The sequence below is a fragment of the Myxococcus sp. CA033 genome (assembly GCF_013336625.1).
In the GTDB taxonomy this organism is placed as follows: domain Bacteria; phylum Myxococcota; class Myxococcia; order Myxococcales; family Myxococcaceae; genus Myxococcus; species Myxococcus llanfairpwllgwyngyllgogerychwyrndrobwllllantysiliogogogochensis.
Genome location: NZ_JABUMU010000004.1, coordinates 36,396 through 61,412 on the forward strand (window position 1 = coordinate 36,396; position 25,017 = coordinate 61,412).

The following is a 25,017-nucleotide window of genomic DNA, read 5'->3' on the forward strand; positions in this document are numbered from 1 at the left end:
TCACCTCCCGGCGCGGTGGGGATGAGCCTCTTGTCCCGGCCCCTCGTCTGGAAGGTGCCTGCAACTGTCCCCGCTGAGACAGCACACACCGACCCGCGTCGCACCCGGCCGGGCTTTTCAGAGTACTCGGATTGCCTCACTTTCAGGAGCGAGTCCGGGGGCCGCGCGCTCCCAGGCTCAACTTCCATGTCGGGGGGGAGCCCATGACAGTGATTGCGTTCCGGAGCAGGGAAAGAGAAGTCATCGACCCTGGGTGCGAGCTGGAACGGCGACTGGGACTGACGGCGAGCGAAGACAGGGCCCGGGGCATGTTCTTCCTGGGCGTGCTGGACGTGGTGCGCCGCGAATCAGGAGAGACGGCGGCGGCCCGCTGCCTGGCGGCCTCCGGCGAGCGGCGCTTCGTCCCCTTCTTCCTCTACCCGGTCAGCGCCTTCCTCCGGATGTCTTTCGCGGCGGCGGAAGTCCTCGCACCCAGACTCGGCGGCTTCGAGACGGCGATGCGCATCATCGGCGCCCAGGCGACCCATGACTTCCTCGACTCGGTGGTGGGCCGCAGCTTCCTGATGCTCGCCGCGGGAGATCCGCGTCGACTCATCAACAATCTTCCGTCTGGCTATCGCACCGCCGTCACGTATGGCGAACGGCATGTCACCTGGACGGGCGCGCACGAGGGCTGCTTCAACGTGTTCAGGGACTTCATGCCGCACACCTACCATGAGGGGGTGTTGCTGGCGGTGTTGCAGGCCGTGGGGACGCGCGTCGCCAGGGTCCGCGGACGGCCCTTGAGCCTGCTGGACTGCGAATACGTCATGTCCTGGGCGTAGGAAACGCCGCCATGCCGTCATCAGGGGCGGCGGATGTGAAGTGCCGCTCAACTCCTCCCGAGGAGGGCGTGGGTTTCCCAGACAAGCGGCGTACGACCATGACATGGACGCGAGCACGCACAGGGACGAGGGTCTGGAGATGGGCGAGGAACGCGGCGGGGTCGACCCCCTCACGGAGCTCGCGAGAAGACTGGCGTTGACCACGTCGCGCGACAAGGCGCGAGGCATGTTCTTCCTGGGCGTCCTGGACGTGGTGCGCCGCGTGGCCGGAGAGGCGGCCCGAGCCCGGTGCCTCACCACCTCCAAGGAGCGCCGCTTCGTCCCCTTCTTCCTCTACCCCATCAATGACTTCCTCCGGTTGTCGTACTGCGCCGCCGGGCTGCTCGCGCCCAGGCTCGGCGGCTTCGACAGGGCCCTGGAGACGATGGGAGCGCAGGCCACGCGGGACTTCCTCGCGTCGGCGCTGGGAAGGACGCTGCTGACCGCGGCCAATGGCTCACCCCGCCGGCTCGTCGAACACCTGCCGTGGGGATACTCCGCGTCCGTCAGCTACGGTGAGCGGCACGTGTCGTGGGAGAGCGAGCGCAAGGGCTGTCTCCACATGCGGCGCGACTTCATGCCTCCTCCGTATCACCAGGGGGTGTTGCTCGCCGTATTGCAGACCCTCGGCGCCAGGGACGTGCGCGTCGAGGGTCATGAGCCACGGCTGCTGGACTGCGACTACGCCCTGGCCTGGGAATGAGTCACGCCGGCCGCGTCACTCGTTCTGGCTGATGTAGTGGATGATGGCGGCGTAGAACCCCAGCTCGTCGAACAGGTCCGGGCCGAAGCCGACGACGTCCAGGTGGTCCTGGTCCAGGACGCTGGAAAGCGACGTCATCTGCGCGCTGCCGGGCGCGTTGAGGTCCGTGACGGGCCCCAGCGAGCCGTCCACGGTGATGGAGTCCAGCCCGAGCGGCGCGTCCGTGTAGCGCAGCCGAGGCCCCATCTGCTGGGAGTTGATGCCAACCACGCCGTCGTCATCGCGCTCGTTGCGCACGCCGTCGCCCTGCCCCGCCGCGCCGTCGTTGTCACAGTCGTCGACGCAGAACCCATCCCCGTCGATGTCATAGAACGCCAGGCGCACCAGGAAGAACGCGGGATTGACCTCCAGCCCTGCCTGCGCGGTGAGCAGCGACGCATAGTGGGAGGCATAACGCGCGTCCATGGGGTTGGCCGCGTTGAAGGCCTTCATGCCCGTGACGATGCCGTCCGTGGCGTCCGCGTCGTTGTAGATGAGCTGCTTGACGGCGGCGATGCCGTCGTTGCCCGGCTTGTAGATGATGTCGCCGAAGATGTTCGCCAGCGCGGAGGCAACGGACGTCACCCCGGGCCCCAGGTCCAACACATACTTCGCCACCGGCGAGCCCCGGTGCGGCGAGGACACACTCACGATGACGTCCACCACGGCGCGGCCCTGCCGCTCGAAGAGCACCTTGGAGGCCTTGCGCGCGTCGATGCCGCCCTGCGAGTGGCCGACGATGTTCACCCGCGTCGCGCCCGTGGTCGCCAGCACGCCCTCGATATCGGACGCCAGGTCCAGCCCACGCACCTCCGAGGACTGGAAGGCCTGCACCTGCGCGCCGAACGCCCGCTGTCCCGAGTTGAGATAGGGGTTGCAGCTCAATTCCAGCAATTCGTCACACGCATCCCCCACGAAGTTGCCCAGCTCGTCCCCGAAGTAATCAAAGCCCAGCAGGTCGTCATAGCCGGACAGGCCATGCGCGAAGACCACCGGATGAAGCGTGCGCCGCGCTTGCTGTGCCCAGGCGACGCCCTCCCCTCCCATCCACCAGGCGCAGACGAGCGCCAACCCTGTCTGAATCCCTCTCATGTCGCTCACTCCTCACCCACGCCTGCTCGCGTGGGCCCTCAGCGCCTCTGCGGGCAGACCCGCCACCCGCACGGCTCGTGTCCGGCCCGTTCCCCCTGGCCAGCACCCACCGACGAACAACGTGCGACGCGAGACAACCGGGCAGTCAGGCCCGGCGGAGGACTCGCCGGAGAGCGTCTGCCTTTACTAGCGAAGACCCGGGCTCCCCAGGGCGGCCAATTCCAGGAGCGTCGTGAAACACACACGCCATCTCCCCAAAGACTGTCAATGGGAGGAAGGGACAAGATTCCGGATGGCCGCCTCGAGCGTGTTGCGGATGAGCATGGCGATGGTCATGGGCCCGACGCCGCCGGGCACGGGGGTGATGAAGGACGCGCGCTCGGAGGCGGCGGCGAACTCCACGTCACCCACCAGCTTGTTGTCCTCCTCCTTGCGGTTCATCCCCACGTCGATGACCACCGCGCCAGGCTTTATCCACGCGCCCTTCACCAGCTCCCGCACGCCCACCGCCACGACGAGGATATCCGCCCGCGACACCTCGCTCGGCAGGTCGCTCTTGCTGTGGCAGAGTGTGACGGTGGCGTTGCGCTGCAGGAGCATCAGCGCCATCGGCTTGCCCACGATGTTGCTGCGGCCCACGACGACGGCCCGCTTGCCGGACGGCTCGCAGCCAATCTCCTCCAACAGCCGCATGACGCCCAGGGGCGTGCAGGGCCGGGTCGCCGCGCGGCCCAGCAGCAGGCTGCCCGCGTTCATCGGGTGGAAGCCGTCCGCGTCCTTCTCCGGCCGCACCGCGGAGATGATGACGTCCGCGTCGATGTGCCGGGGCAGGGGCAGCTGCACCAGGATGCCGTGCACCGCGGGGTCCTCGTTGAGCCGGTGCACCAGCGCCAGGAGCTCGTCCTGCGACACCGTGGAATCCCGGTGGTGCTCCCAGGAGTGGAAGCCCACTTCCTCGGCGGCCTTCTTCTTTCCGGTGACATACGTCTTGGACGCGGGGTCTTCCCCCACCCGCACCACGGCGAGTCCGGGGACGAGGCCCCGCTCCACCTTGAGCCGATCCACCTCCGCCTTCACCTCGGCTCGCACCCGCGCCGCCACTGCCTTGCCGTCGATCAACTGGGCCATAGCGCGGCCCACTCTATGAGAGACTCCCTTCCCGGTAGGGAGGGAAACCGCGGCCATGGGCTCAGGAAAAGTGCTCGGGGTGATGATAGGTCTCTGTGTCGGGCTGCTCATCGGCAGTCCGTGGGCCATTGTCCTGCTTGGGGCAGTGGGTGGCTTCGTCGGACACCGGTTCGACGAGATGAACGCCCTGCCCGCCGAGTCCCCCGACGCCCTCGCCGACTTCCCCCCCGTCGTGCCCTCCGCGTTCGCGGGACGGGGCGGGCCCCGCGACGCCGCGTCCGTGCAGGAGGAGGCCGACGCGCACCTCACGCGCAGCCTCTGTGCCCTCTTCGTGGAGGTCGCTCGCGCCGACGGTGAAGTCCGCCGCGAGGAGGTCCGGGAGATTCGCCGCTACTTCGAGGAGGTCCTCAAGTACGGCCCGGACTCGCTCGAGTTCGTCCGAGGGCGCCTCAAGGACTTCATCTCCGTCCCGCCCGACCTCGATGACGCCGTGGCGGCCTGCCAGGAGGCGCTCCCTTCCAGCGAGCGGCGCCGGCTCCTGGACGCGCTCTTCGAGCTGTCGCTCGTGGACGGCTCCCTGCAGCGCTCCGAGCGCGAGGTGCTCAGCCGGGTGGGCGACGGCCTGAAGCTCTCCGCCGAGGAGCAGCACGCCATCGCCGCGCTGCACCTGGGTGACAGCTCGGCCCACTACGAGGTACTCGGGCTGACGCCCGACGCCACGGACTCCGAGGTAAAGAGCGCCTTCCGGCGGCTCGCCGCGGAGCTCCACCCGGACAAACATGCCCACCTGAAGGGCGAGGACGCCGAAGAGGTCGCCCGCCACTTCCAGGAAGTCCGCGACGCCTACGAGGAAATCCGGCGCCTGCGCGGGATGTAGCCCCCGGTTACATCCCGCCATCGCCCACGACGAGGTCTTCTCCCGCCATGAGCTCGCAGAAAAAATCCCCTCCGAAGAAGAAGGACGAGGCGTTCCACAACAACCCCTTCAAGGGCGCCATCAAGTCCATCCAGGACCAGGAGAAGAAGGAGGCACAGGCCCGCGCCGCCTCCGAGGCGGAGAAGCGCAAGCCCGCGGCCGCCCCCGTGCGCGCCAAGGCGAAGCCGACCCGAGAGAGCGCCGAGGACGACGCCGCCCTCTTCTATTCCGCCATGGACGGCGTGGCGCAAATCACGAATCGGGGCGAGGCGCCCAAGTCCAACCCGCGCCTGCCGGAGCTCATCGACGAGAACGCGGAGGCGCTCGCGCAGCTTTCCGAGCTGGTCGCCGGCCAGGGAGACTTCGACATCTCCTCCGGCGCGGACGAGTTCCTGGAGGGCACCAGCCCCGGCGTGGACCGCAACCTGCTGCGCGCCCTGCGCCGCGGAGACTTCTCCATCCAGGGTCAGTTGGACCTGCACGGCAAGACGCAGCCCGAGGCGAAGGCGGCACTGGAGCGTTTCCTCTCCGACAGCCGCCGCGCCCGCCACCGGTGCGTGCTCATCGTCCACGGACGCGGTTTGCACTCCAAGGACCAGATGCCCGTCTTGAAGGAGCTGATGAAGTCGTGGCTGTCACAGAAACGTATTGGCGGACTGGTGCTGGCGTTCGCCACCGCACGTCCACAAGACGGAGGAACGGGGGCTGTCTACGTCCTGCTGAGACGGTGACAGCCGTATCCTTTACGCGCGCCCGGCACTGTGCATACATACCGCCATGGCACGTGAACTGATCGACCTGCACATCCACGTGGGCGGCTCGGTGGCCCCCCACATCCTCTGGTCCATCGCCCATCAGCAAGGCTTCAAGCTCCCAGTCAAGACGTACTTCGACTTCGTGGAGCTCATCACCTCCCGTCCGGGCAAGGTGGGGAGCCTGGACGACTACCTGAAGATCCTCCACACCTGGACGGAGAAGATTCAGTCGTCGCCCAGCGCGATTGAGCGCTCCGTCTACGAAATCATCGGCAAGGAATACCGGGGCAGCCGGGTGACGCAGATTGAGCTGCGCTTCAATCCCATGAAGCGCAACCTCCAATCCGAGCTGGACCTGGACCACATCATCCACGCGGCGCTGCGCGGCATGGACCGGGCGGTGCTCGAGTACGGCGTGAAGGTGGGCTTCATCTTCTGTCTGGCCCGTGAGTTCGACCACCGGCTCAACAGCATCCTGGTGGACAAGGCCATCAAGTACCGCACGCGCGGCGTGTACGGCATCGACCTGGCCGGCACGGAGACCAACGCCATGGAGCTCAAGCCGGAGGTCGTCGCGCAGTACGAGGACCTCTTCGCCCGGGCGCGGCGCGCGGGGCTCAAGTGCACGGTGCACACCGGCGAGACGCGGGGCACGGGCGCCGAGGGCGTCATGTCCGTGGTGGAGAAGCTCAAGCCGCACCGCATCGGCCACGGCATCCGCGCGGCCTATGACGAGAACGCGATGAAGGTGCTGCGCGAGAACGACATCGTGCTGGAGCTGTGCCCGACGTCGAACCTGCACACCAAGGCGGTGGAGGGCGTGGAGGAGCTGCGCCACATCATCCGCACCTTCTGGGACCGCAAGGTGAAGTTCACCATCAACACCGACGGCCCCTACCTGCTCGAGACGGACATGCGCCGGGAAATCGAGCTGGTGGAGAACAACGGCATCCTCACGCCGGAGCAGGTGGACCAGACGCTCGCCTGGGCCCGCCAGGCGTCGTTCATCCCCGCCTGAGCCCGCGCGCATGTACGGACTGACTCGCTCGCTGCTCTTCCGACTCCCGGCGGAGCCCGCGCACCGGCTGGGCCTCTTCGGGTTGAGGGAGCTGGGGCACTCCCAGGAGCTGTGCCAGTCCCTGCGGGGACGGGCCCTGCGGGGCGGCACCGACGCGCTGGCCGTGGAGGTGGCGGGCCTGCGCTTCGCCCACCCCGTGGCCCTGGCCGCGGGCCTGGACAAAGACGCGGAGGCGGTGGACGGCCTGTTCGCCTGCGGCTTCTCCGCCGTGGAGATTGGCACCCTCACCCCCCGCCCCCAGCCGGGCAACCCGACGCCCCGCTTGTTCCGTCTGCCGGAGCACCAGGCCGTCATCAACCGCATGGGCTTCAACAACCACGGCGCCGCCGTGGCCGCGGCCCACCTGCGCCAACGCGACTGGCGCCCCGGCCCGCTGGGCATCAACGTGGGCAAGAACAAGGACACGCCGCTGGAGCGGGCGGTGGACGACTACGTGGCGTGCGTGGACGCGCTCGCGCCCCTGGGCGACTACGTGGTGGTCAACGCCTCGTCACCCAACACGCCGGGCCTTCGCAAGCTCCAGGAGCCCGAGCAGCTCTCCGCGCTCCTGGGCGCGGTGCAGGAGCGTCTGGCCTCCGTGGCTCCGGGCAAGCCGCTGTTCCTCAAGATTGCCCCGGACCTGACGCCCGAGGCCGTGGACGAAGTGGTGGACGTGGTGCGCGCCCAGAAGCTCGCGGGCCTCATCGCCACCAACACCACGGTGGCGCGGCCCTTCGAACATCCGCTCGCGAAGGAGGCCGGCGGCCTGTCCGGCGCTCCCGTGCGGGAGGCCGCCAACGCCGTCATCCGCCGCGCGTACCAGCGCTCGGGCGGAGCGCTGGCCATCATCGGCGTGGGCGGCGTCTTCACCGCCGAGGACGTCTACGAGAAGCTGCGTGCGGGAGCATCCGTGGTGCAGGTGTACACGGGCTTCATCTACGAGGGGCCGGGCATGGTGCGCCGCATCCTCCCCGCCCTGTCCGCCCTGCTCGCGAGAGATGGCTTCACGAGCGTCACTCAGGCCATTGGCGCGGAGCACCGGAGCGCGGGGACGCCCGCTTCCTGAAGGCCGGGGCTCGCCCTGGGGGCGGCCCGTCGGCCGGGGGCCCCTCGTCTCGCGCCACGGTGGTGGGGACGTAAAGGGGCCCGACAAAAAAGTGAGCGCTCGCCGGCGCCTTGGAGTTTCACCGGCGAGCGCCCCGGGCCGTCTGACTGGGAGACGGGCCTCGAAAGCTATTCCTGGACGGTCAGCGAGCCACCGACGGTGCTCACTTCCACCTCGTGGGTGCCCGCGCCATAGGTCTTCTTCCGCGAACCCAGGGCGACGCTGCTCCCGTTGAAACTCCCCCCTACAGAGCTGAATTCCACTTGCGCGTCCGCTCGCTCCGGCAGCTTCAGCCGGACGTTGCCCGACACCGTCGTGATTTCGGTGTCCTCGAGCTTCCGGGGAGCCAGTACCACCTCTCCCTCAACGCTACTCACCGACAAACGTCGCTCCGAGCCGTTCACTTCCACACGGCCGTTGACGGTGGCGTGCTTCTGCGGCCCCGTCACGCCCTTCACCACCACCGCCCCGTTCACCGCCGACACTTCCAGCTCCGACGCGCGCGGCACCTTCACCGTCAACCGCACCGTGCCCTGGTCCGCCCGGCATGACTGCTGCCGTTCCGCACACGGCCCACAGCACACCCTCGCCCGCACCGCGTCACCGTCCTGGGTGACTTCGACCTCCAACGGCTTCCGGGAATTGTCGGGGTTTTCCGGAACCGCTTCGATTACCACATTATTCCCGTCTACCGCATCTACGCGGACCGCGCCATTAACATTGGAAAGATGGACCTGGGGAGTTCCATCCGTGTCGAACTTCCAGGTCTGCGTCGTCGGGGCGGCGGAGGCCAGCACGGCCAGGAGGGGCAGCAGCATGAAGGGTGCTCCGAGGTAGGGTGTGAACACCCCACCTACGAACGAGCCGGCGCCCCATTGCCGGCCAACGACGCGAAGTATCCACACCGGTCTGACATGCCCTCAGGGGCCGTGGACCACGCGTTGGTACAGCGCGTCATGGAGGCGGATCAGCCGCTCCAGGGACAGCTCGCGGGCGACGAAGTCCCGGGCCGCGCGGCCCATGCGCTTCGCCTTCTCCGGGCTCGAGAGCAATTGGTTGAAGGCCTGCGCGAGTTGGGCCGGGCGCTCGGCGGGGACGACGAGGCCTCGCTCGCCGTCGCGGACGAGGTCGGTGTTCCCCCCCACCCGCGTCACCACCATGGGGAGGCCAGCGGCCATGCCCTCCATGACGGCGTTGGACATGCCCTCCGCGCTGGAGCACAGCACGCCCAGGGTGGCGCGCGCGTAGATGGCGGCGACGTCCGTGCGGTGCCGCAGGAAGTGCACGGTGTCCGACACCCCCAACTCCGCGGCCAGCTTCTCCAGGCTCTTGCGGCGGGGCCCGTCGCCCACGAGGAAGGCGTGCAGCGGCGTGCCTCCGTGGTGGAGCATGGCGAGCGCCAGCAGCAGGTCCTCCTGGCGCTTCACCGGGTGGTTCATGTTGGCGACGTGGACGATGACGGGCGCGTCGCCGGTGTCGGGCAACGGGGACTTGAGGCCCTCGCGCATCCGCGCGTCGAAGCGGGCCAGGTCCAGGCCGTTGTGGATGACGGAGACGCGGGAGGCGGGCAGGCCCTCCTCTTCCACCAGCATCCGGCGGATGGCCTCCGCGTTGGCGACGACGTGGTCCGCCATGGCCGTCAGCCGCGAGTGCACCGCGCGCCGCGCGCTGCCCTGCCAGTGGGACAGGTCCAACCGTCCGACGATGACCTTCGTCCCAGCGAGCTTCGCGGCCGGCACGGCGATGAGCGTGGAGTAGAAGTCATGCACGTGGACCAGGTCCACGCGATTGGTCTTCAGCCACCGGGCCATGCGCATCACCTGGTACGCGGTGTTGGCCTGCGCGACGGAGCCCTTCAGGGGAAACGTCTCCGCCACGTAGCCCAGCTTCCACACCGCGCCCATCAACGGCCCCGCGTCCTCCAGTACGGAGACCTGGAGCTGGTAGCTGGGGGGAAGGCCCCGCAGCAGCTCCAGCACCTGCACCTCCGTGCCGCCAATGTGGAACGACCGGGTGAACTGCACCAGGCGCAGTGGCCTGGCCCCCATCTTCACGTCCTCACGCCGCATGTCCCGACCCCTCCCACGCCCCCACGGGCCCGACAGGCGCCTGTCCGTCCGGGATGCCCACCGTCTCCGTCACCTCCGCCGCGCGGGCGATGCGGTGCGCCGCGGCAGCCAGGCCGAAGAGCACGTAGCAGTGAGCGGAGAGGATGTATCCGGAGAACAAGTCACACGTCAGGTAGCCCGCCACGGACGCGGACAGCGCCCGTGCAATCCAGCCCACCTCTCGACTGCGTGATGCGGTGAAGGCGCCTCCGGATGCGCCTCCCGCGAACATCATGAAGAGCGCCAGGCCCACCCAGCCCAGCTCTCCCACGACGTCCAGGAAGATGTTGTGCGCCACGTACGCGCGCCGCGCTTCTGGAGGCGCGTACTCCGCCCACGCGTAGCGGAAGCTGCCCGCGCCCACCCCCAGCAGCGGCCGGTCCAGGCTGATGCGGCTGGCCACCTGCCACGCGTAGACGCGGCCCATCGCGGACGCATCCTCGTGGAAGGCCGCCACCGTCTCGTTGCGGGCCCAGAAGCTCTCCGGCGCGAAGACGAGCAGGCCCATCACGAAGAGCGCGCCCACGACGATGGCCTGGATGCGGCGCTTCTCACGGAAGGCCCACAGGCCCATGGCGACGGACAGGCCGATGAAGCCACCGCGCGAGTGCGACAGGACGATGGCCACCACCGCCAGCACCGCCGCCAGCAGACACGCCACCCGCCACACCCAGGGCGAGCCCTTGCGGGCCACGAAGGCCACCGCGAGAGGCACCACCAGCACCAGGTTCATGGCCATGTGGTTCGGGTCCGCGTACACGCCCACCCAGCGCGCGCGGAAGCCCTCCACCAGGTTCTCCCCCACCACGTACCAGTTGATGACGCCAATGGACGTCACCACGGAGGCCAGGACAATGGACCCGCACACGACGGCGAGCCTGCGCCCATTGGAGATGACGTTGACGACAGTGAGGTAGATGGCCGTCAGCTTCAACAGCTCCATGCCCGTGTAGCGGGCCACCTCCGCGTTCACCGCCCACGACACGGACAGCACCGCCAGGCAGGAGAAGCCGATGAGCCCCCAGCCCCGCGCGCCATCCAGGTAGAGGGGCTCCGCGCGCCCCAACCTCCGAATCACCATCAACCCCGCGGCCACCACTGACGTCAGCAGCGCCAACCGAAGCGGCGCCAGCACGGGGATCCACTCACCCGGCACCGCGTACATCACCGCGGCGAATGCGGTCAGCGCATAGAAGGCCCACACGTCACGGCGCTGCCCCTGCTCTCCCGGCACCATGTCCCTCCTCCTCTGGCAGTTCACGCGCGTACACCTTCGCGTGCGCCACGCAGTAGCAGAGGGCGTGCCAGGGTCCGGGCTCGCAAAGGCCCGGATCTCCACAGGCCGGAAGGCCCCCGGATGCCCGGAGACCCTCCCGGACTGAAAAAGCTACGGCACCGGGTGGCTCTCCATGGGCAGGACTTCGGACGCGACGGGACTCCACTTCGCGTCCTCCAGCCACGCCGCGCCCAGCTCCGACAACAGCCGCGTGAGCGTCACACCCACCATGCGCCGCAGCTCCGCGCGAGCCTCCGGGGCCACCGCGCCCTCCAGGCCCGACAGGGCGCGCACGGAGGCGGAGTCGAGCAGGCGCGGGGCCTGGGGGGTGCCCTCGAAGAGGCGCTGGCCCAGCTCCACCGTGCGGCCCAGCGGCACCGGGCGGGCGTCCGGCCGGGCCTCCAGCACCGCCATGGCGACCACGGCGGCGAAGAGGCGCTCCACGCCAAGTGTCTCCAACGGAACACCGAAGCGGGCCACGGCCTCGAGCGCGGACTCCGGCGTGCCACCCAGCACGCCCCGGAAGACCTCCACCTGGGCCTCCGCGCGCGCCAGCACGGCCTCGCTGGCGGCGACCTCGCGCAGCGAGCGGAACGGCACCGGCTCCGCGCCCTCCACCTTCAGCGCGCGACGGGGCCGCTTGCGGCGCAGCGCCTCCAGCGCGGCGGCCTCCTCCGGCAGCACCAGCAGCACGCCGTCCACCACCGCTCCCGGCGACTTCGCCAGCCGGTCCGCGCGGAACTTGAGCTGGAGCGTCAGCGTGAAGCCCGTCTGGAAGATGCGCCGCAGGGGCGTGTCGCGCAGCACCTCGGTGGCCTGCGAGGGGTCCGCCCCCGTCAGGTGCTCCAGCCCGAGCGAGAGGTAGTCCCGCACCATCTCCCCGACCCGGCGCACCGCGTCCAGGTCGCCGGGGTCCGCGAGCTCCGCCACCAACGCCGCGTTGGCCACGCCCGCCAGTTCGTCCTCCGCGTTCTGACGTTCGACCTCCGTCAGTCCCCGGAACGCCGCCGCCAGGTAGTCCACGTGGCCCTGGGACGCCGTCAGCGCCGCCGGGGTTGACGTACTCGAGGGCCGACGCGACGGAACGTCCACGCGGCTGAAGAGGGCCATCGCGTCCTCCAGCGTCGGGAAGCCCAAATCGAGCAGGCGCGCCTTGCGGAACTGGAAGGCCGTCTCCTCCAGCTCGGCGGGAACCTCCCAGCGCACGGCCTCCAGCAGGCGCACGGCCTCGAAGGGGTTCTCCGCGATGAGGTCGGTGACGAGCGCGCGCACCGCGGACATCTCCGCGCCCTCGGCCTTGATTTCGACCAGGTAGCGACCCTCCGGAGTCTCCAGCGTCACCCCCTGCGGGTTGACGTCCGGGTTCTCCTCCAGGTCATGCACGGCGACCAGTTCGTGCAGCAGGTACTCCAGCACCTCCATGTCCACCGCGTGCAGCTTACGCAGGAACTCCGGGGTGTCATCGAAGCCGCCGCGCGCGGCGCGCAGCCACGTCAGCACGGCGTGCGAGTCCAGCTTGTCGCGCTTCCACGCGCCCAGGTCCACGAAGGCGCGGAACTGACCGGGCGACGCGAGCTGCACCAGCTCCGTCGCGTCCTCGAGCCCCACTTCCTGGATGGTGACGTAGAGGCTCTCCGGAGGCAGGGCGCGCACCAACGCCTGTGCATCCGCTCCCTCCAGAAGCGCGTCCATGCGCCTCCGGGGTGACAGCCTCATCAACTGCTGCTGCAACTCGCGCAGGGCGAGCTGCGAATCCCTGCCATTACCCTTGCCGTTCTCGGAGGACACGGCGCCGTGCCTACCACAGCGCCTCCCTCGTCGGGAGGGGAACGCCACGGAGAGCGGCGACTAGACGATGGAGCCCCGGGGTACCGGAGCCTGGGCTCAAACGCGCGAGGCCTTGCCGAAGGTGTCCAGGAGCGCGCCCCAGACCTCGTCCACGCCCCGCCGCTCCGTCGAGGAGAACGGAAGAATCGCCTCCATGGGCAGGTCCAGCTGGCGCGACAGCTCCTGGAGCCGGGGCAGCGTCTTGGCCTTGGTGAGCCGGTCGATCTTGGTGGCCACCACCAGCACCTTGCGCTTGTGGGATTGCAGATAGTCGAGCGTGGCCAGGTCGTCCGGCGTCGGGCCGACCTCCGCGTCGATGATGCTCACCACCACTTCGAGCCGATGCCGCTTCTCGAGGTAGGTGGTGATCATCTGCTCCCACTGGGCCTTGTCCGCCTTGCTCGCGCGGGCGAAGCCGTAGCCCGGCAAGTCACACAGGCGCACCTGGTGGCGGAAGGTGCCGCGCTCCAGGTCCACGTCGAAGAAATTGAGCGTCCGGGTACGGCCCGGGGTGTTCGACACTCGCACCAGCTTCTTGCGGCCGGTGAGGGTGTTGATCATGGAGGACTTACCGACGTTGGAGCGGCCAACGAAGGCCACCTCGGCGGTATGTCCCTGCGGGTAGCCCTTGGGCTCCACCGCGGTGACGACGAAACGGGCGTCCAGAATCTTGATCAATCGACTATTTCTTCGCGGTGGAGGGGGGAGTGGCCGGGGCCTCGGTCCGGGCCGCGCGACGGGCGCGTTCGGCCGACCAGTGGTCGATGGCCTTGAGCGACTCCTTGAAGTCGAACGGCCGCAAGGAGGGCGAGGAGGCGTCGTGGCAGGAGCGGCACTGCTTCTCGGACGGGTCCACCAACCCCACCAGGCGCGCCAGCTCCGGGTCCTTCATCACGTACTCGGGCGAGTAGTACTGGCCGCCGCCGTGACATGTCTCGCAGCTCACACTGGCCTGCGTCTGCGCCACCTGGTCCGGTGAGTGGCACGACAGGCAGCGGCCGTCCTTCTGCTGCTGCTCGGAGAGGGAGCTCACCGCCCGGGCGTGTTTGGACTGCATCCACGCCTCGTAGGCCTCCGGGTGGCAGCCCTTGCAACTGTCAGCGCCGACGAAATCAGCCGCCCCGGCCGCGCCACAGAGGGCCAGCAGGAGGACGGAAAGAATCCTGGAGCCAGGAGCGCGCATGGCTCGCGAAGTAGCAGACCCCCCCGGACGGGGCAAGGCGTCTCGTGGTTGAATGCCCGTCGGAATCGTCCGTTGAAAAGAGAGGGCAGCGCTTGAGCCCCGCCCGCCCTTTCCATTAGGGAGGAAGTCGTGATGAGGACCTTGATTGCGCTCGCCGTGATTGCCGTCGCCTTCCCCGCTGTCGCCAAGCCGTGGCAGGGCGTGGAGCCCGGCGTCACCAAGAAGGACGAGGTCGTCAAGAAGTTCGGCGAGCCCTCGCGCACCGTCAGCCAGGACGGCAAGGAGACCATCGCCTACCTCGGCAAGGAGGCCATCAAGGGCACCAGCCAGGCGCAGTTCAAGGTGGACCCCGGCACGGGACTCATCGAGCGCATCGACGTCTTCCCCGGGCCCGTCATCGACAAGGAGACCATCGAGACGAGCTACGGCCCCGCCTGCCCCTCCGGCCCCGTGCCCTCCTCGCCGTGCTACCAGCGCAAGCTGACGGACGACTTCCGCACCTACTTCCTCTACCCGAAGCTGGGGCTGGCCATCTTCTTCAACGAGGACGGCAAGACGGTGCAGTCGTTCACCTTCACCACGCAGAAGGCCGCGAAGTAGGCCCGCGGATGCACGTCTTCGGACTGACGGGCGGCATCGGTTCCGGAAAGAGCACCGTCACCCGGATGCTCCGGGAGCTGGGCGCGGAGGTGCTCGACGCGGACGTGCTCGCCCGCGAAGTCGTCGAGCCGGGCACGCCGGGCCTCGCCGCCATCGCGGAGCGCTTCCCTGGCGTGGTGGGCCCCGACGGCCGCCTGGACCGAGCGAAGCTGGGCGCGCACGTGTTCGGCAACGACACGGAGCGCGCCGCCCTCAACGCCATCACCCACCCTCGCGTTCGCGAGGCCTTCATGGAGAAGCTCGAGGCGCTGACGGCTCGGGGCGTGGAGCGTGTCATCTACGACGTCCCGCTGCTGATCGAAGCCGGGATGCACGAGTGGATGGAGGGGGTGGCGCTGGTGTGGGTGCCCCGGGACCTGCAAAAAGCGCGGCTGATGGCGCGTGACGGGCTGGATGCGACGGCCGCCGAGGCGCGGCTGGCCGCCCAGCTCCCCCTGGACGACAAGCGGGTCCACGCGACGTGGGTCATCGACAACAGCCAGGACCTGTCATCCACCCGGGAGCAAGTGGAGTCGGTCTGGCGCGCCATGCTCGCGCGCGGCTGACGGGCGAGTATGCTCCGCGCGCAATGAGCGAGACGCGCAAGAAGACCGGTGCTGGGACGTATTTCATCACCGGCTATCCGGGGTTCATCGGCAAGCGGCTGGTGGAGCACATCGCGCGGGAGGACCCGAAAGGGCACGTCTACGCGCTGGTGCAGCCCAAGGCGCTCAAGGAAGCGCAGAAGCACGCGTCCAAGCTGAAGGGCGCCACGGTGGAGCTGCTCACCGGCGACGTGGTGGACATGCACCTGGGCCTGTCGGGCGAGGAGTACCAGCGCCTGTGCGAACGGGTGACGGACATCTTCCACCTGGCGGCGGTGGCGCAGTTGGGCGTGGCCAAGGACACCGCGTGGCGCGTGAATGTGGACGGCACGCGCAACATGCTGGAGCTCGCGCGCGACTGCGAGCACCTGGCGCGCTTCAACCACTTCTCCACCTGCTACGTGTCCGGCGACCGCGTGGGCGTCATCGCCGAGGACGAGCTGGACCGCGGCCAGGGCTTCCGCAATCCGTACGAGGAGACGAAGTTCCAGGCCGAGCGGTTGGTGATGCGCGCCAGCTCCACCCTGCCCGTCACGGTGTACCGGCCCTCCAGCGTGGTGGGCGATTCGCGCACGGGGGAGATCGACAAGTTCGAGGGGCCCTACTACCTGGGCATCCTGCTCGTCACGTCGCCGCTGGTGGTGCCGCTGCCCCTGCCCGGCAACGGCGTGGCGCCGCTCAACGTGGTGCCGGTGGACTACGTGGTGGAGGCGGTGTGGCGCTTGTCGAAGGACCCTCGCGCCGCGGGCCGCACGTTCCACCTGGTGGACCCGAACCCGATGAGCGCACGGCGCGTGTACGAGCTCATCGCGGAGAAGGCGAACAAGAAGCTGCCGCGCTTCAACCTGTCGGCGCGCGCGGCGGACGTCATGCTGCGGCTGCCGGTGCTGGAGAAGCTGGCCCGGCCGCAGCGCGCGGCCATCAGCTATGTGAACCATCTGGCCATCTACAACTGTCACAACACGCTGGAGCTCTTGGACGGCACGGGCGTGCGTTGCCCTCCCCTGTCCTCGTACCTGGACCAGTTGGTGGCGTATGTGCGCGAGCAGTACCGCAAGCGCCGAGAAGGCTCTGAAGTGGATGACCCGTTGGACCAGGGCTCCGCGACGGGGTGAGCGAGCGGGGCCTCCGTGCTAAATCAGGGGGCCTCATGGCACGCACCTTCCAGGTAGGCGATACCTTCACGCACGTCCGCGAGTGCGACCTGTACCGGCCGATCTACTACGCGGGCGCATCCGGGGACTTCAATCCCATCCACATCGACCCGGAGGTCGGCAAGGTGGCCGGCCTCGACGGCGTCATCTTGCAGGGGCTCTGCACGCTGGGCTGGGCGGTGGAAGCCGTCGCCGTCTTCGTGGGAGACCCGGGCCGCATCCGCAAGGTGAAGGTGCGCTTCTCTCGCCCTGTTCGTCCCGAGGACGTCGTGACGTTCGAAGGCAAGGTCACCGCCATCGAAGCGGACCGGCTCACCACGGAAGTCACCGCCACCAACCAGCGCGGCGAGGCCGTCCTCAAGGGCGCCGTCGTCGAAGCCTCCATCGGATAGTCGCCATGGCCATCGACAAGCGCTTCATCGGCCGGGAATACGGCCCGTACACGTACACGATTGGCGCGGAGAAGCTGCGCGAGTTCACCCTGGCCGTGGGAGGCGCGCATCCCGCCGCCGGCACACCGGGCGAGCCGCCTGAGCACGTCAGTCCCCTCCTCTACGACGACACCGCCGCGAAGCAGGGCCCGTACGGCGACCTGATTGCGTTCCCCAGCTTCGCCGTCGTCTTCGCCATCCGCCCGTTCGGCGCGGCCGTCGCGGACCCGGAGCTGGGCGTGAATCTGCTGATGCTGGTGCACGGTGAACAGGAGCTGGAGTTCCTGGACGTCATGCGCCCCGGCGACGTGATGACGACCACGGGCCGCATCGAGAACATCTACGTGAAGGCCGGCAAGGAGTTCGTCGTCGTCAACACGGAGTCGCGCAACCAGCGCGGCGACGTCGTGGTGAAGGGCGTCTGGACGGGCGTCGTCCGCGCGTAGCCGTGGCACGTGGGCTCGGGGGCCATTGCCCCCCGGGCCCGCCCTACTCCTGCGCGCGCATGAGGGTGTCGACCGCGGCCCTGTCCGCCTCGAGCGACGCCCGCTCCGAAGCCGGGAGCACCAGGGCGTCGAATTCGCGGAGCGATTGATTCGCGCGTGGCAGGTCCGCCAGCGCCACGGCCAGCTCGGCACGAGCCACCAGCGCCCGCGCTCGCTCCAGCGGCGTGCCGGCATCGGGCTTCTTCAGCGCGGCGTCGAGGACCTTCGCGGCCGTCGCGTCGTCACTCTTGAAGTCACGCAACCGCCGTGCGGTCTTCAGCGCCTTGCCCAACAGCGTGGCGGAGTCGTCTTCGTCGTCACCGTAGCCACCAGGCTCGTCGCGACGGATGAACATCACGCTGTTGCCGGACGGGTCGACGACGGTGAAGCGCGTCTGCCCCTTCTTCATCCGGGTGATTCTCGGCACGCCTCGCACGGGCACCTTGCCGTAGGTCTTTCGCAGGGCCGCCGCGAAGCCTTCATGCAGCTGCTCGACTTCGTCGACGATGATGAGACAGCAGCTATAGGCCGCCAGCGGGTCCAACCCCTTCACACCGAAGAAGTGGAGCTGGGCCCCTCCACGCCGCGTCGCCGCATAGGGATTCGGCAGACGCTGCTGGTACGTCACCTCGAAGCCCAGCAGGCCGTAGAACTCGAGCGTCGGTTCGAGCGCGACACAGGGCAGCGCCGGAATGCTGGCGTCATGCTTCATGGGTGTGTGCCTCCCGCGCGACGCGGGCCCAGGAGTGGCCTCGACTCACGCGCGAACACGAAACAACCTGTCATCATGACAGGACCCTGTCAACACACCCAGAAAGGCGCGCCTGCGTGAACCCGGCTTCGAGGGAGGTCAGGCGGCGGCGATGACGCCTTCGTCGAGGAGCTGGGCGAGGATGCGGGCGGTATCCAGCCGCGTCATCCCGGACAGCGAGAAGAGGTCCTCGAACGTCACGGCGCCATCAATCTGCGCGAGGACGAAGCCCGCGCGGTGGTCCAGGCTGAGCCAGATGATGTCATCCGGCTGGAGGCGCACGCGGGGCACACGGCCCAGGTCGCCCAGCTTCGACTCCAGCATGGCCATCAGCATGCGCTCGCTGCGGATGAGCAGCACATCCACGCGCGGGTCTCCCGGCGCCAGCTCCTGCGCCTTGAACAGCAGGTCCACCGCGCCCGAGTGGTCATCCAGCTCCAGCAGGTCGGCCGCGCCGCGCAGCAACCGCTCCAGCTCGCTCTCCGTGACGGGGACACCGAACTCGTCCGTGTCACCCTCGGGGACGCCGTACTCCTGCGTGGTGGGCTCGTCGCGCGAGAGCAGGTCCAGCACGTCACCTCCTGGTGGAGGTCCGTCGCCCTCTGGAATCAGCACGCTGGGAGAACGCTCCTCGTCCTCTTCGTCCAGCGGGTGGCCCTCGCCTTCGGCCCACGCGCCCCAGTCGCCATCCAGCGAGGGCAGTGGCGTGCCTCGCGTGGACGCATCCGCCGATGCCCCCGCGAACGGGCTGCTCCGTCCGAATGGGGTCTCCAGCGCGGCCAGGGATTCGCGCGCCCGGACATTGTCGGGGTCCAGCACGAGCGCCCGCTCGAACAGCTTCTGCGCACCCTGGGCGTCGCCACTCAGGCGCAGCCACAGTCCCGCCTCGACGAGCTGGTTGGCGCGCTGGGTGCTCATCTATCGCCCCATGCCACTGCGTGACGGGCCCTTGAGCTGGGTCAGACATCCCGTGAGCAGCTCACACGCGCGGCCCAGCGCCCCCACGTCCTCACCCGCGCGGACCTGCCGCGCATGTTCCAGCACCTGCTCCGCGCGAGGCACCGCGTCGGCGGGAAGCCCACCACCCCCGGGCAACAGCCTCGCTCGCGTCAGCGCATCCATGACGTCGCGCGCGAGCGAGTCCAGCTCCATGCGCTTGACCTTGAGTTCCTCGGAGATGCGCGCGGCCATGAGGTAGCCGCGCTGCTCATCCATGATGCGCTTGAGCTCCTCCTCGGTGAGTCCACTGGACGCGGTGACGGTGATGGACTGGCGCAGGCCCGTCTCCCTGTCGCGCGCGGAGACGGAGACGATGCCCTCCGCGTTGATGTCGAACGTCACCTCGATTTCCACCTGCCCCCGAGGTGCCTCGCGCAGACCGGTGAGGACGAACTCGCCCAGCAGCTCGTTCTGGTGCGCCAGCTCGTGCTCGCCCTGGAGCACCATGATCTTCACCAGCCGCTGGAAGTCCTTCGACGTCGCGAAGACCTCCGTGGCCGACGTGGGCACCGTCGTGTTCTTCGGGATGATGCGCCGCACGTAGCCGCCGGCGATGGCCACCCCCAGGCTCTGCGGCGTGACGTCCAGGAGCAGCAGCTCGCCCTCCTGCGCCACCAGCGCGTGCGCCTGCACCGCGGCGCCCAGCGCCACCACCTCGTCCGGATGCACGCCCTTGCACGGCTCACGTCGGAAGTAGCCGCGCACCGCCTCGACAATCTTGGGCATGCGCGACATGCCACCGACGAGGATGACTTCCTTCAGCTCCGAGGCCCGCACACCCGCCTCGCCCAGCACCTCCGTGGTGATGCCCACCACGCGCTCGGCCAGGTCCGCCGTCAGGTCATCCAGCTTCTCGCGGGACAACGCGGCCTGCAGGTGCAGCGCGGCGCCGCCACCGGGAGGCGTGCTGATGAACGGAAGGTTGAGCTGCGTCTCCTTCACGCTCGACAGCTCCACCTTCGCCTTCTCCGCCGCGTCCTTGAGCCGCTGCAACGCCATGCGGTCCTTGCGCAGGTCGATGCCGTGCTCCTTCGCGAAGCCGAAGACGAGCCACTCGATGATGCGGTTGTCCCAGTCCTCGCCCCCCAGGTACGTGTCGCCGCCGGTGCCCACCACGTCGAAGACACCCTGGTTGATCTCCAGCACCGACACGTCGAACGTGCCGCCGCCCAGGTCCAACACGGCCACGCGGCCATTCACGGTGCGGCTGAAGCCATACGCCAGCGCCGCCGCGGTGGGCTCGTTGATGATGCGCAGCACGTCCAACCCGGCGATGCGCCCCGCGTCCTTGGTGGCCTGCCGTTGGGCGTCGTTGAAGTACGCCGGCACCGTGACGACGGCCTTGCTCACCGGCCTGCCGAAGTGCGCTTCCGCGTCCGCCTTCAGCTCCTGGAGGATCATGGCGCTGATCTCCGGAACCGACATGTCCTTGCCGCCCATGCGGATGCGCAGGTCATCGTGCTGCCCCGGCACCACCTCGTAGGGCAACGAGCGCAGCGCGTCCTGCACCTCGTGCGAGGAGAACTTCCGGCCGATGAGCCGCTTGGCCGCGTACACCGTCTCCTGCGGGTTGGTGATGGCCTGACGCTTGGCGATGCCACCCACCAGTCGCTTGCCGTTCTTGGACACGGCGATGACCGACGGCGTGAGCGCCTGGCCCGTGCGGTTCTTGATGACGACGGGCTGCCCGTCCTGGACGGTGGCGACGATGCTGTTCGTCGTCCCCAGGTCGATGCCTATGAGGGGTTCGGGATCAGCCATGAGAGAGCGTGCTCATCCTAGAACGTCCAGCGCAGCTTCTTGAGCGCCGTCTTGGCCTCGGCATTGTCCGGATCCAACTTCGCTGCATCTTCGAAGACCCGCTTGGCCAGTTTCTTCGATCCCGCGTCGGCGAGCACCCGTCCCAGCAACAAATGGTGCTCGATTCGCCCTCCCTGAAGGTCCACGGCACGCTGTGCCAGGGAGCGAACCTCGCCCACGTCCTGGCCCTGCTGGAGTCCCAGTCTGGCCGCACGGAAGGCGGCCTCCGGGTTCTGCCCATCCAGGGAATACGCCAGCCGATAGGCCGCGAGCGCCCCCACGGTATCGCCGTGCTGCTCCAGTTCCCGCCCGCGCGCCAACTCGATGGCCCCACGCTGTTCGTCGTGGCGGCGGCGCGCCTCCGTCAGCAGCGTCGTCACCTCGCGGTTCTTCGGATCCAACGTCTGGACCTGGTGGAAGTCCTGGTAGGCCCGCTCCCAGTCGCCTCGGGCGATGGCCGCCTTGCCGCGCGCCACCAGCTCCGACAGCCGCACGTTGCGCGCCATGTACGGGTGCCGAGCGAGCCGCGCCTGCCGCTCCGCCCTGCGTGCCTCCGACTCCGCGTCCTGCACCGGAGGTGGCGTCGACGGGGCGGACGCCTGCAGCGGGGACGAGAGGCGCGCCGGGCGCGGCGTGGGAGCGAAGGGCATCAGCTCCTGGGTGGGATCCATCACCGGCACGGGCACGGGCGCGGGGGTCGCGGCGGCCACGGAAGCCGTCGCGAGCGCCGGGTGTGCCTTGAGGTACGCGTCCCGCTTGTCCTGCTGGGTGAGGATGTTGTGGGCGTCCGTGAGCCTCCGGAAGATGCGCTCCATGCGCGCGCGGAAGCTGCCCAGGTTCTTTCCGAAGTAGCGGTCCGGGTGATAGCGGCGGGACGCGTTGTAGTACGCCTGCTTCACCTCGGCGGCCGGAGCACCGGGGCGCAATCCGAGGACGGCGAAGTGATCCAACCCGTCCAGCGCCCGCTCCAGGTCGATGATCTCCTTCTTCCGCTCCGGCTCCAGGTCCACTTCCTCGGCCAGCGCGGCGTCCACCGCGGGAGCCGGCTGGTTCTTCTGCACCACGCGCGCGGGGACGATGGCCCCCTTGGCCCGCAGGGCGAGCAGCACGGCGATGGTGCGTGCTTCACCCAGGGTAGAGCGTGACAACACCTGGTCGATGCGCTCCACCCTGCCGACGAGCGACAGGACAGACGCTTCCTCCGACGAGAGCTGGAGGCGAGCGAAGTCCAGATTGGGCACCGTGGCGATGTGGTCCGTCCGGGCCCCCAGGCCGACAATCGTATTTGGCGCGCTCACAGGACGGTCCACGAATGGGTTGCCGAAAGGTCGAGCCTAGGTTTGGGGGACGCGGGGCGTCAAACACCCAGTGCCCCCTCCCAGGCTCCATCCGGCGGAAAATCGGCCTCAGAGGGCCATGAGCACCCGCTCGATGATGGCGAGGCTCTGATCCAACTCCTCCCGGGTGACAGTGAACGGAGGGGCGAAACGGACCGTCCGGTCACCCGCCGCGTTGCCCAGCACCCCGGCCTCGCGCAGCCTGGCGAGCACCTGGGGCGCCTCCCGGTCCACTTCCAGGCCCACCAGCAGGCCCTGTCCTCGGACCTCGACGACGCGACCCGGGGGCAGCTTGCCCTGGATTTCCCGCAGCCGGCCCAGGAAGTACGCACCCTTGGCCGTCACTTCGTCCAGGAAGCCCGGCTGGCGGATGACCTTGAGGGCGGCGTGGGCGGCGGCGGCGGCCACCAGGTTGCCGCCGAACGTCGAGCCGTGGCTGCCCGGGGACAGGCTCGCGCCCACGTCCTCGCGGCACAACATGGCGCCAATGGGCAGACCATTGCCCAGCGCCTTCGCCATGCTGATGGCGTCCGGCCGGATGCCCTCGCGCATGAAGCCGAAGGGGATGCCGGTGCGGCCCATGCCCGTCTGGATTTCGTCGACGAGGAGCAACAGGCCCTTCTCGTCGCACAACGCGCGCAGCCCCTTGAGGAAGCCCTCGGGGGCCAGACGCACCCCTCCCTCCCCCTGGATGGGCTCCACCAGGATGGCGGCGGTGGCCGGACCCACGGCGCGGCGGACCGCCTCCAGGTCACCGTACGGCACGTGGTGGAAGCCGGCCGGCAGCGGCTCGAAGCCCGCGTGGTACTTCGGCTGTCCCGTGGCCGTGACGGTGGCCAGGGTGCGGCCGTGGAAGCTGCGCTCGAAGGTGATGACCTCGTAGCGCTCCGGGGTGCCCCGGTCCTTCATCACCTTGCGGGCCAGCTTCAGCAGCGCCTCGTTGGCCTCCGCGCCGGAGTTGCAGAAGAAGGCGCGCTCGAACCCACTCCACTCACACAGCTGCGCCGCCAGGTCGATCTGCGGCTGCGAGTAGAACGCGTTCGACACGTGCCACAGCGAGTCCAGCTGCGCGTGCGCCGCCGCCACCAGGTCCGGATGACAGTGTCCGAGCGCGCACGTCGCCACGCCGCCGATGAGGTCCAGATACTCACGACCGTCCGCGTCCCACACGCGCGTACCCCGACCTTTGACCAGGACGATGGGCTGCTGCTTGTAGTTCTGCAGCAGGTGGCTCTTGGCCTTGGAGATGAGGGTGTCGTTGGAAGTCGAGGCGGCGGCGGAGGGCACGGGCTGCGGCAAGGGTGTCTACCTTCCTTGGTGGTGGGGGAACGGCTGCGAGCGCGCCATATACCGCGCTAGAGGATGTAGCGCGACAGGTCCTCGTCCTGGACGATGGAACTCAGGCGCTCACGCACATAATTGCCGTCCACCTGGAAGTCGCGGGGCCCCAGCTCACTGGCGGAGAAGGACACCTCGTCGAGCAGTCGCTCCAGCACGGTGTGCAGGCGGCGAGCACCGATGTTCTGCGTGCGCTCGTTCGCCTGCTGGGCGATGCGCGCCAGCTCCGTCACCGCGTCGTCGGTGAAGGACAGGCGCACACCCTCGGTGTGGAGGAGCGCGGTGTACTGGCGCAGGAGGGAGTTCTTCGGCTCGCGGAGGATGCGGATGAGGTCGTCACCGGAGAGCGCCTCCAGCTCCACGCGGATGGGGAAGCGCCCCTGCAGCTCGGGAATCAGGTCGCTGGGCTTGGAGACGTGGAACGCGCCCGCCGCGATGAAGAGCATGTGGTCCGTCTTCACCATGCCGTACTTGGTGTTGACAGTGGAGCCCTCGACGATGGGGAGGATGTCTCGCTGCACACCCTCGCGCGAGACGTCCGGGCCGCTGCTGCCCTTGGCGCCCTCGCGGCTGGCGATCTTGTCGATTTCGTCGATGAAGACGATGCCGCTCGACTCGGCGCGCACCACGGCCTCGCGCTGCACGCGGTCCGGGTCCACCAGCTTCTGGGCCTCTTCCTGACGCAGCAGTTGGAGCGCCTCCGGCACGCGCACGCGACGTCGGCGCGTCTTGCTCATGCCCGGCATGTTCTTGAAGAGGTCCTGCAGGTTGACGCCAATCTCCTCCATGCCCTGGCCGGAGAAGCCGCGCATGAACGTCTGCCCGCTGTCGCTCGTCTCCACGTCCACGAACTGGTCATCGAGCGTTCCCGCGCGCAGCTGGGCGCGGAGCTTCTCCCGCTCGGTGTCTCCCAGGCGCTGTGGCGCGGGAGGAGGCGGCGGAGGCGGCGAGAAGCCGAAGGGCGGCGGCGGGGGCGGAGGAGGACGGGAGCCGCCACTGTGGAGCAGCTCCATCAGCCGGTCCTCGGCCAGCTCCTCGGCGCGGGGGCGGACCTTCTCCGTCTCCTCCTCGCGCACCAGGGAGATGGCGTTCTCGACGAGGTCGCGAATCATCGACTCCACGTCGCGGCCCACGTAGCCGACCTCGGTGAACTTGGAGGCCTCCACCTTCACGAAGGGCGCCTGCGCGAGCTTCGCCAGCCGGCGGGCAATCTCCGTCTTCCCCACGCCGGTGGGTCCAATCATGATGATGTTCTTCGGATGGATTTCGTCGCGCAGGTCGTCATTGACCTGCTGACGGCGCCACCGGTTGCGCAGGGCGATGGCCACCGCGCGCTTGGCGGCGTTCTGCCCGACGATGTAACGGTCCAGCTCGCTCACCACCTCGCGAGGCGTGAAGGCGGACGGCTTTCGCGATTCGGCCACGG

The 25,017-nt window shown here is 68.9% G+C and carries 25 protein-coding genes; 11 read left to right on the forward strand and 14 right to left on the reverse strand.

Annotation, left to right across the window (positions count from 1 at the left end):
- Nucleotides 1-203 precede the first annotated feature (203 nt).
- Nucleotides 204-824 carry a TIGR02265 family protein gene (locus HUA78_RS13000; protein WP_141648747.1) on the forward strand — a complete coding sequence of 207 codons (621 nt, stop codon included), beginning with the start codon at nucleotides 204-206 and terminating at the stop codon, nucleotides 822-824.
- 103 nt (nucleotides 825-927) lie between these two features.
- Nucleotides 928-1,566, forward strand: a complete 639-nt coding sequence (locus HUA78_RS13005; protein WP_141648748.1) for a TIGR02265 family protein — start codon at nucleotides 928-930, stop codon at nucleotides 1,564-1,566.
- Nucleotides 1,567-1,581: 15 nt separating this feature from the next.
- On the opposite strand, the gene HUA78_RS13010 is transcribed toward HUA78_RS13005, so the two are convergent.
- Nucleotides 1,582-2,697, reverse strand: a complete 1,116-nt coding sequence (locus HUA78_RS13010; protein WP_174476407.1) for a triacylglycerol lipase — start codon at nucleotides 2,695-2,697, stop codon at nucleotides 1,582-1,584.
- A gap of 264 nt (nucleotides 2,698-2,961) precedes the next feature.
- Nucleotides 2,962-3,825, reverse strand: a complete 864-nt coding sequence (gene folD, locus HUA78_RS13015; protein ID WP_174465659.1) for a bifunctional methylenetetrahydrofolate dehydrogenase/methenyltetrahydrofolate cyclohydrolase FolD — start codon at nucleotides 3,823-3,825, stop codon at nucleotides 2,962-2,964.
- A gap of 55 nt (nucleotides 3,826-3,880) precedes the next feature.
- Between folD and HUA78_RS13020 the strand changes: the two genes are divergently transcribed.
- The 4 genes from HUA78_RS13020 to HUA78_RS13035 are packed head-to-tail and all read left to right on the forward strand — an operon-like array spanning nucleotide 3,881 to nucleotide 7,619.
- Entirely contained in the window at nucleotides 3,881-4,702 is an 822-nt protein-coding gene (locus HUA78_RS13020; protein ID WP_141648751.1) for a TerB family tellurite resistance protein, read from the forward strand.
- Nucleotides 4,703-4,749: 47 nt separating this feature from the next.
- Nucleotides 4,750-5,472, forward strand: a complete 723-nt coding sequence (locus HUA78_RS13025; RefSeq protein WP_141648752.1) for a Smr/MutS family protein — start codon at nucleotides 4,750-4,752, stop codon at nucleotides 5,470-5,472.
- Nucleotides 5,473-5,518: 46 nt separating this feature from the next.
- Complete coding sequence (locus HUA78_RS13030; RefSeq protein WP_174455231.1) at nucleotides 5,519-6,514, forward strand: adenosine deaminase; 996 nt, start codon at nucleotides 5,519-5,521, stop codon at nucleotides 6,512-6,514.
- A gap of 10 nt (nucleotides 6,515-6,524) precedes the next feature.
- Nucleotides 6,525-7,619, forward strand: coding sequence for a quinone-dependent dihydroorotate dehydrogenase (locus HUA78_RS13035; RefSeq protein WP_174476408.1), 1,095 nt, complete (start codon nucleotides 6,525-6,527; stop codon nucleotides 7,617-7,619).
- 167 nt (nucleotides 7,620-7,786) lie between these two features.
- On the opposite strand, the gene HUA78_RS45935 is transcribed toward HUA78_RS13035, so the two are convergent.
- The 6 genes from HUA78_RS45935 to HUA78_RS13065 all read right to left on the reverse strand — a co-directional run bounded on the left by HUA78_RS45935 (nucleotide 7,787) and on the right by HUA78_RS13065 (nucleotide 14,052).
- Nucleotides 7,787-8,476: a DUF4097 family beta strand repeat-containing protein gene (locus HUA78_RS45935; RefSeq protein WP_217442461.1), complete on the reverse strand. Its 690-nt coding sequence runs from the start codon at nucleotides 8,474-8,476 to the stop codon at nucleotides 7,787-7,789.
- A 102-nt stretch (nucleotides 8,477-8,578) separates the two neighbouring features.
- Nucleotides 8,579-9,727, reverse strand: a complete 1,149-nt coding sequence (gene exoK, locus HUA78_RS13045) for a spore coat polysaccharide biosynthesis glycosyltransferase ExoK (protein WP_174455229.1) — start codon at nucleotides 9,725-9,727, stop codon at nucleotides 8,579-8,581.
- Nucleotides 9,717-11,003, reverse strand: a complete 1,287-nt coding sequence (gene exoJ, locus HUA78_RS13050; RefSeq protein ID WP_141646365.1) for a spore coat polysaccharide polymerase ExoJ — start codon at nucleotides 11,001-11,003, stop codon at nucleotides 9,717-9,719. The genes exoK and exoJ overlap by 11 nt, the downstream gene beginning before the upstream one ends.
- A 150-nt stretch (nucleotides 11,004-11,153) precedes the next feature.
- Entirely contained in the window at nucleotides 11,154-12,878 is a 1,725-nt protein-coding gene (locus HUA78_RS13055; RefSeq protein ID WP_141646364.1) for a DUF6178 family protein, read from the reverse strand.
- Between the two features lie 48 nt (nucleotides 12,879-12,926).
- The gene (yihA, locus tag HUA78_RS13060) at nucleotides 12,927-13,547 is read right to left on the reverse strand and encodes a ribosome biogenesis GTP-binding protein YihA/YsxC (RefSeq protein ID WP_141646363.1); all 621 of its coding nucleotides are present in this window, start codon (nucleotides 13,545-13,547) and stop codon (nucleotides 12,927-12,929) included.
- Nucleotides 13,548-13,551: 4 nt separating this feature from the next.
- Nucleotides 13,552-14,052, reverse strand: coding sequence for a cytochrome c3 family protein (locus HUA78_RS13065; protein WP_141646362.1), 501 nt, complete (start codon nucleotides 14,050-14,052; stop codon nucleotides 13,552-13,554).
- Nucleotides 14,053-14,184: 132 nt separating this feature from the next.
- Here HUA78_RS13065 and HUA78_RS13070 point away from each other — a divergent pair, with 132 nt between their 5' ends.
- From HUA78_RS13070 to HUA78_RS13090, 5 genes are read left to right on the forward strand one after another with little or no spacing between them, the layout of a single operon-like run.
- A complete protein-coding gene (locus HUA78_RS13070) occupies nucleotides 14,185-14,652 on the forward strand; it encodes a hypothetical protein (protein WP_174455228.1) in 468 nt (155 codons plus the stop codon).
- Between the two features lie 8 nt (nucleotides 14,653-14,660).
- Nucleotides 14,661-15,257 (forward strand): dephospho-CoA kinase, encoded by a 597-nt coding sequence (coaE, locus tag HUA78_RS13075; protein WP_141646360.1) that lies wholly within the window; start codon nucleotides 14,661-14,663, stop codon nucleotides 15,255-15,257.
- 23 nt (nucleotides 15,258-15,280) lie between these two features.
- Nucleotides 15,281-16,411, forward strand: a complete 1,131-nt coding sequence (locus tag HUA78_RS13080; RefSeq protein ID WP_174455226.1) for an SDR family oxidoreductase — start codon at nucleotides 15,281-15,283, stop codon at nucleotides 16,409-16,411.
- Nucleotides 16,412-16,446: 35 nt separating this feature from the next.
- Entirely contained in the window at nucleotides 16,447-16,842 is a 396-nt protein-coding gene (locus HUA78_RS13085) for a MaoC/PaaZ C-terminal domain-containing protein (RefSeq protein ID WP_174455225.1), read from the forward strand.
- Nucleotides 16,843-16,847: 5 nt separating this feature from the next.
- Nucleotides 16,848-17,327, forward strand: coding sequence for a MaoC family dehydratase N-terminal domain-containing protein (locus HUA78_RS13090; RefSeq protein ID WP_141646358.1), 480 nt, complete (start codon nucleotides 16,848-16,850; stop codon nucleotides 17,325-17,327).
- Nucleotides 17,328-17,370: 43 nt separating this feature from the next.
- Here HUA78_RS13090 and HUA78_RS13095 read toward each other — a convergent pair whose 3' ends face one another.
- The 6 genes from HUA78_RS13095 to hslU form a co-directional block, all read right to left on the reverse strand.
- Entirely contained in the window at nucleotides 17,371-18,078 is a 708-nt protein-coding gene (locus tag HUA78_RS13095; protein WP_174476409.1) for a hypothetical protein, read from the reverse strand.
- Nucleotides 18,079-18,216: 138 nt separating this feature from the next.
- Nucleotides 18,217-19,035: a hypothetical protein gene (locus tag HUA78_RS13100; RefSeq protein ID WP_141646356.1), complete on the reverse strand. Its 819-nt coding sequence runs from the start codon at nucleotides 19,033-19,035 to the stop codon at nucleotides 18,217-18,219.
- Complete coding sequence (dnaK, locus tag HUA78_RS13105) at nucleotides 19,036-20,877, reverse strand: molecular chaperone DnaK (RefSeq protein WP_141646355.1); 1,842 nt, start codon at nucleotides 20,875-20,877, stop codon at nucleotides 19,036-19,038.
- A gap of 17 nt (nucleotides 20,878-20,894) precedes the next feature.
- Nucleotides 20,895-22,214, reverse strand: a complete 1,320-nt coding sequence (locus HUA78_RS13110; RefSeq protein ID WP_174476553.1) for a DnaJ domain-containing protein — start codon at nucleotides 22,212-22,214, stop codon at nucleotides 20,895-20,897.
- A gap of 108 nt (nucleotides 22,215-22,322) precedes the next feature.
- Nucleotides 22,323-23,552 (reverse strand): aspartate aminotransferase family protein, encoded by a 1,230-nt coding sequence (locus HUA78_RS13115; RefSeq protein ID WP_174476410.1) that lies wholly within the window; start codon nucleotides 23,550-23,552, stop codon nucleotides 22,323-22,325.
- Nucleotides 23,553-23,608: 56 nt separating this feature from the next.
- Nucleotides 23,609-25,015: an ATP-dependent protease ATPase subunit HslU gene (gene hslU, locus HUA78_RS13120; protein WP_174462359.1), complete on the reverse strand. Its 1,407-nt coding sequence runs from the start codon at nucleotides 25,013-25,015 to the stop codon at nucleotides 23,609-23,611.
- Nucleotides 25,016-25,017: the final 2 nt, after the last annotated feature.

Excerpts from the sequence above, each read along its gene's own strand:
- HUA78_RS13000 (WP_141648747.1), top strand. The coding sequence starts at position 204 with ATGACAGTGATTGCGTTCCGGAGCAGGGAAAGAGAAGTCATCGACCCT.
- HUA78_RS13005 (WP_141648748.1), top strand. The coding sequence starts at position 928 with ATGGACGCGAGCACGCACAGGGACGAGGGTCTGGAGATGGGCGAGGAA.
- HUA78_RS13010 (WP_174476407.1), bottom strand. The coding sequence starts at position 2,697 with ATGAGAGGGATTCAGACAGGGTTGGCGCTCGTCTGCGCCTGGTGGATG.
- folD (WP_174465659.1), bottom strand. The coding sequence starts at position 3,825 with ATGGCCCAGTTGATCGACGGCAAGGCAGTGGCGGCGCGGGTGCGAGCC.
- HUA78_RS13020 (WP_141648751.1), top strand. The coding sequence starts at position 3,881 with ATGGGCTCAGGAAAAGTGCTCGGGGTGATGATAGGTCTCTGTGTCGGG.
- HUA78_RS13025 (WP_141648752.1), top strand. The coding sequence starts at position 4,750 with ATGAGCTCGCAGAAAAAATCCCCTCCGAAGAAGAAGGACGAGGCGTTC.
- HUA78_RS13030 (WP_174455231.1), top strand. The coding sequence starts at position 5,519 with ATGGCACGTGAACTGATCGACCTGCACATCCACGTGGGCGGCTCGGTG.
- HUA78_RS13035 (WP_174476408.1), top strand. The coding sequence starts at position 6,525 with ATGTACGGACTGACTCGCTCGCTGCTCTTCCGACTCCCGGCGGAGCCC.
- HUA78_RS45935 (WP_217442461.1), bottom strand. The coding sequence starts at position 8,476 with ATGCTGCTGCCCCTCCTGGCCGTGCTGGCCTCCGCCGCCCCGACGACG.
- exoK (WP_174455229.1), bottom strand. The coding sequence starts at position 9,727 with ATGCGGCGTGAGGACGTGAAGATGGGGGCCAGGCCACTGCGCCTGGTG.
- exoJ (WP_141646365.1), bottom strand. The coding sequence starts at position 11,003 with ATGGTGCCGGGAGAGCAGGGGCAGCGCCGTGACGTGTGGGCCTTCTAT.
- HUA78_RS13065 (WP_141646362.1), bottom strand. The coding sequence starts at position 14,052 with ATGCGCGCTCCTGGCTCCAGGATTCTTTCCGTCCTCCTGCTGGCCCTC.
- HUA78_RS13070 (WP_174455228.1), top strand. The coding sequence starts at position 14,185 with ATGAGGACCTTGATTGCGCTCGCCGTGATTGCCGTCGCCTTCCCCGCT.
- coaE (WP_141646360.1), top strand. The coding sequence starts at position 14,661 with ATGCACGTCTTCGGACTGACGGGCGGCATCGGTTCCGGAAAGAGCACC.
- HUA78_RS13080 (WP_174455226.1), top strand. The coding sequence starts at position 15,281 with ATGAGCGAGACGCGCAAGAAGACCGGTGCTGGGACGTATTTCATCACC.
- HUA78_RS13085 (WP_174455225.1), top strand. The coding sequence starts at position 16,447 with ATGGCACGCACCTTCCAGGTAGGCGATACCTTCACGCACGTCCGCGAG.
- HUA78_RS13090 (WP_141646358.1), top strand. The coding sequence starts at position 16,848 with ATGGCCATCGACAAGCGCTTCATCGGCCGGGAATACGGCCCGTACACG.
- HUA78_RS13095 (WP_174476409.1), bottom strand. The coding sequence starts at position 18,078 with ATGAAGCATGACGCCAGCATTCCGGCGCTGCCCTGTGTCGCGCTCGAA.
- HUA78_RS13100 (WP_141646356.1), bottom strand. The coding sequence starts at position 19,035 with ATGAGCACCCAGCGCGCCAACCAGCTCGTCGAGGCGGGACTGTGGCTG.
- dnaK (WP_141646355.1), bottom strand. The coding sequence starts at position 20,877 with ATGGCTGATCCCGAACCCCTCATAGGCATCGACCTGGGGACGACGAAC.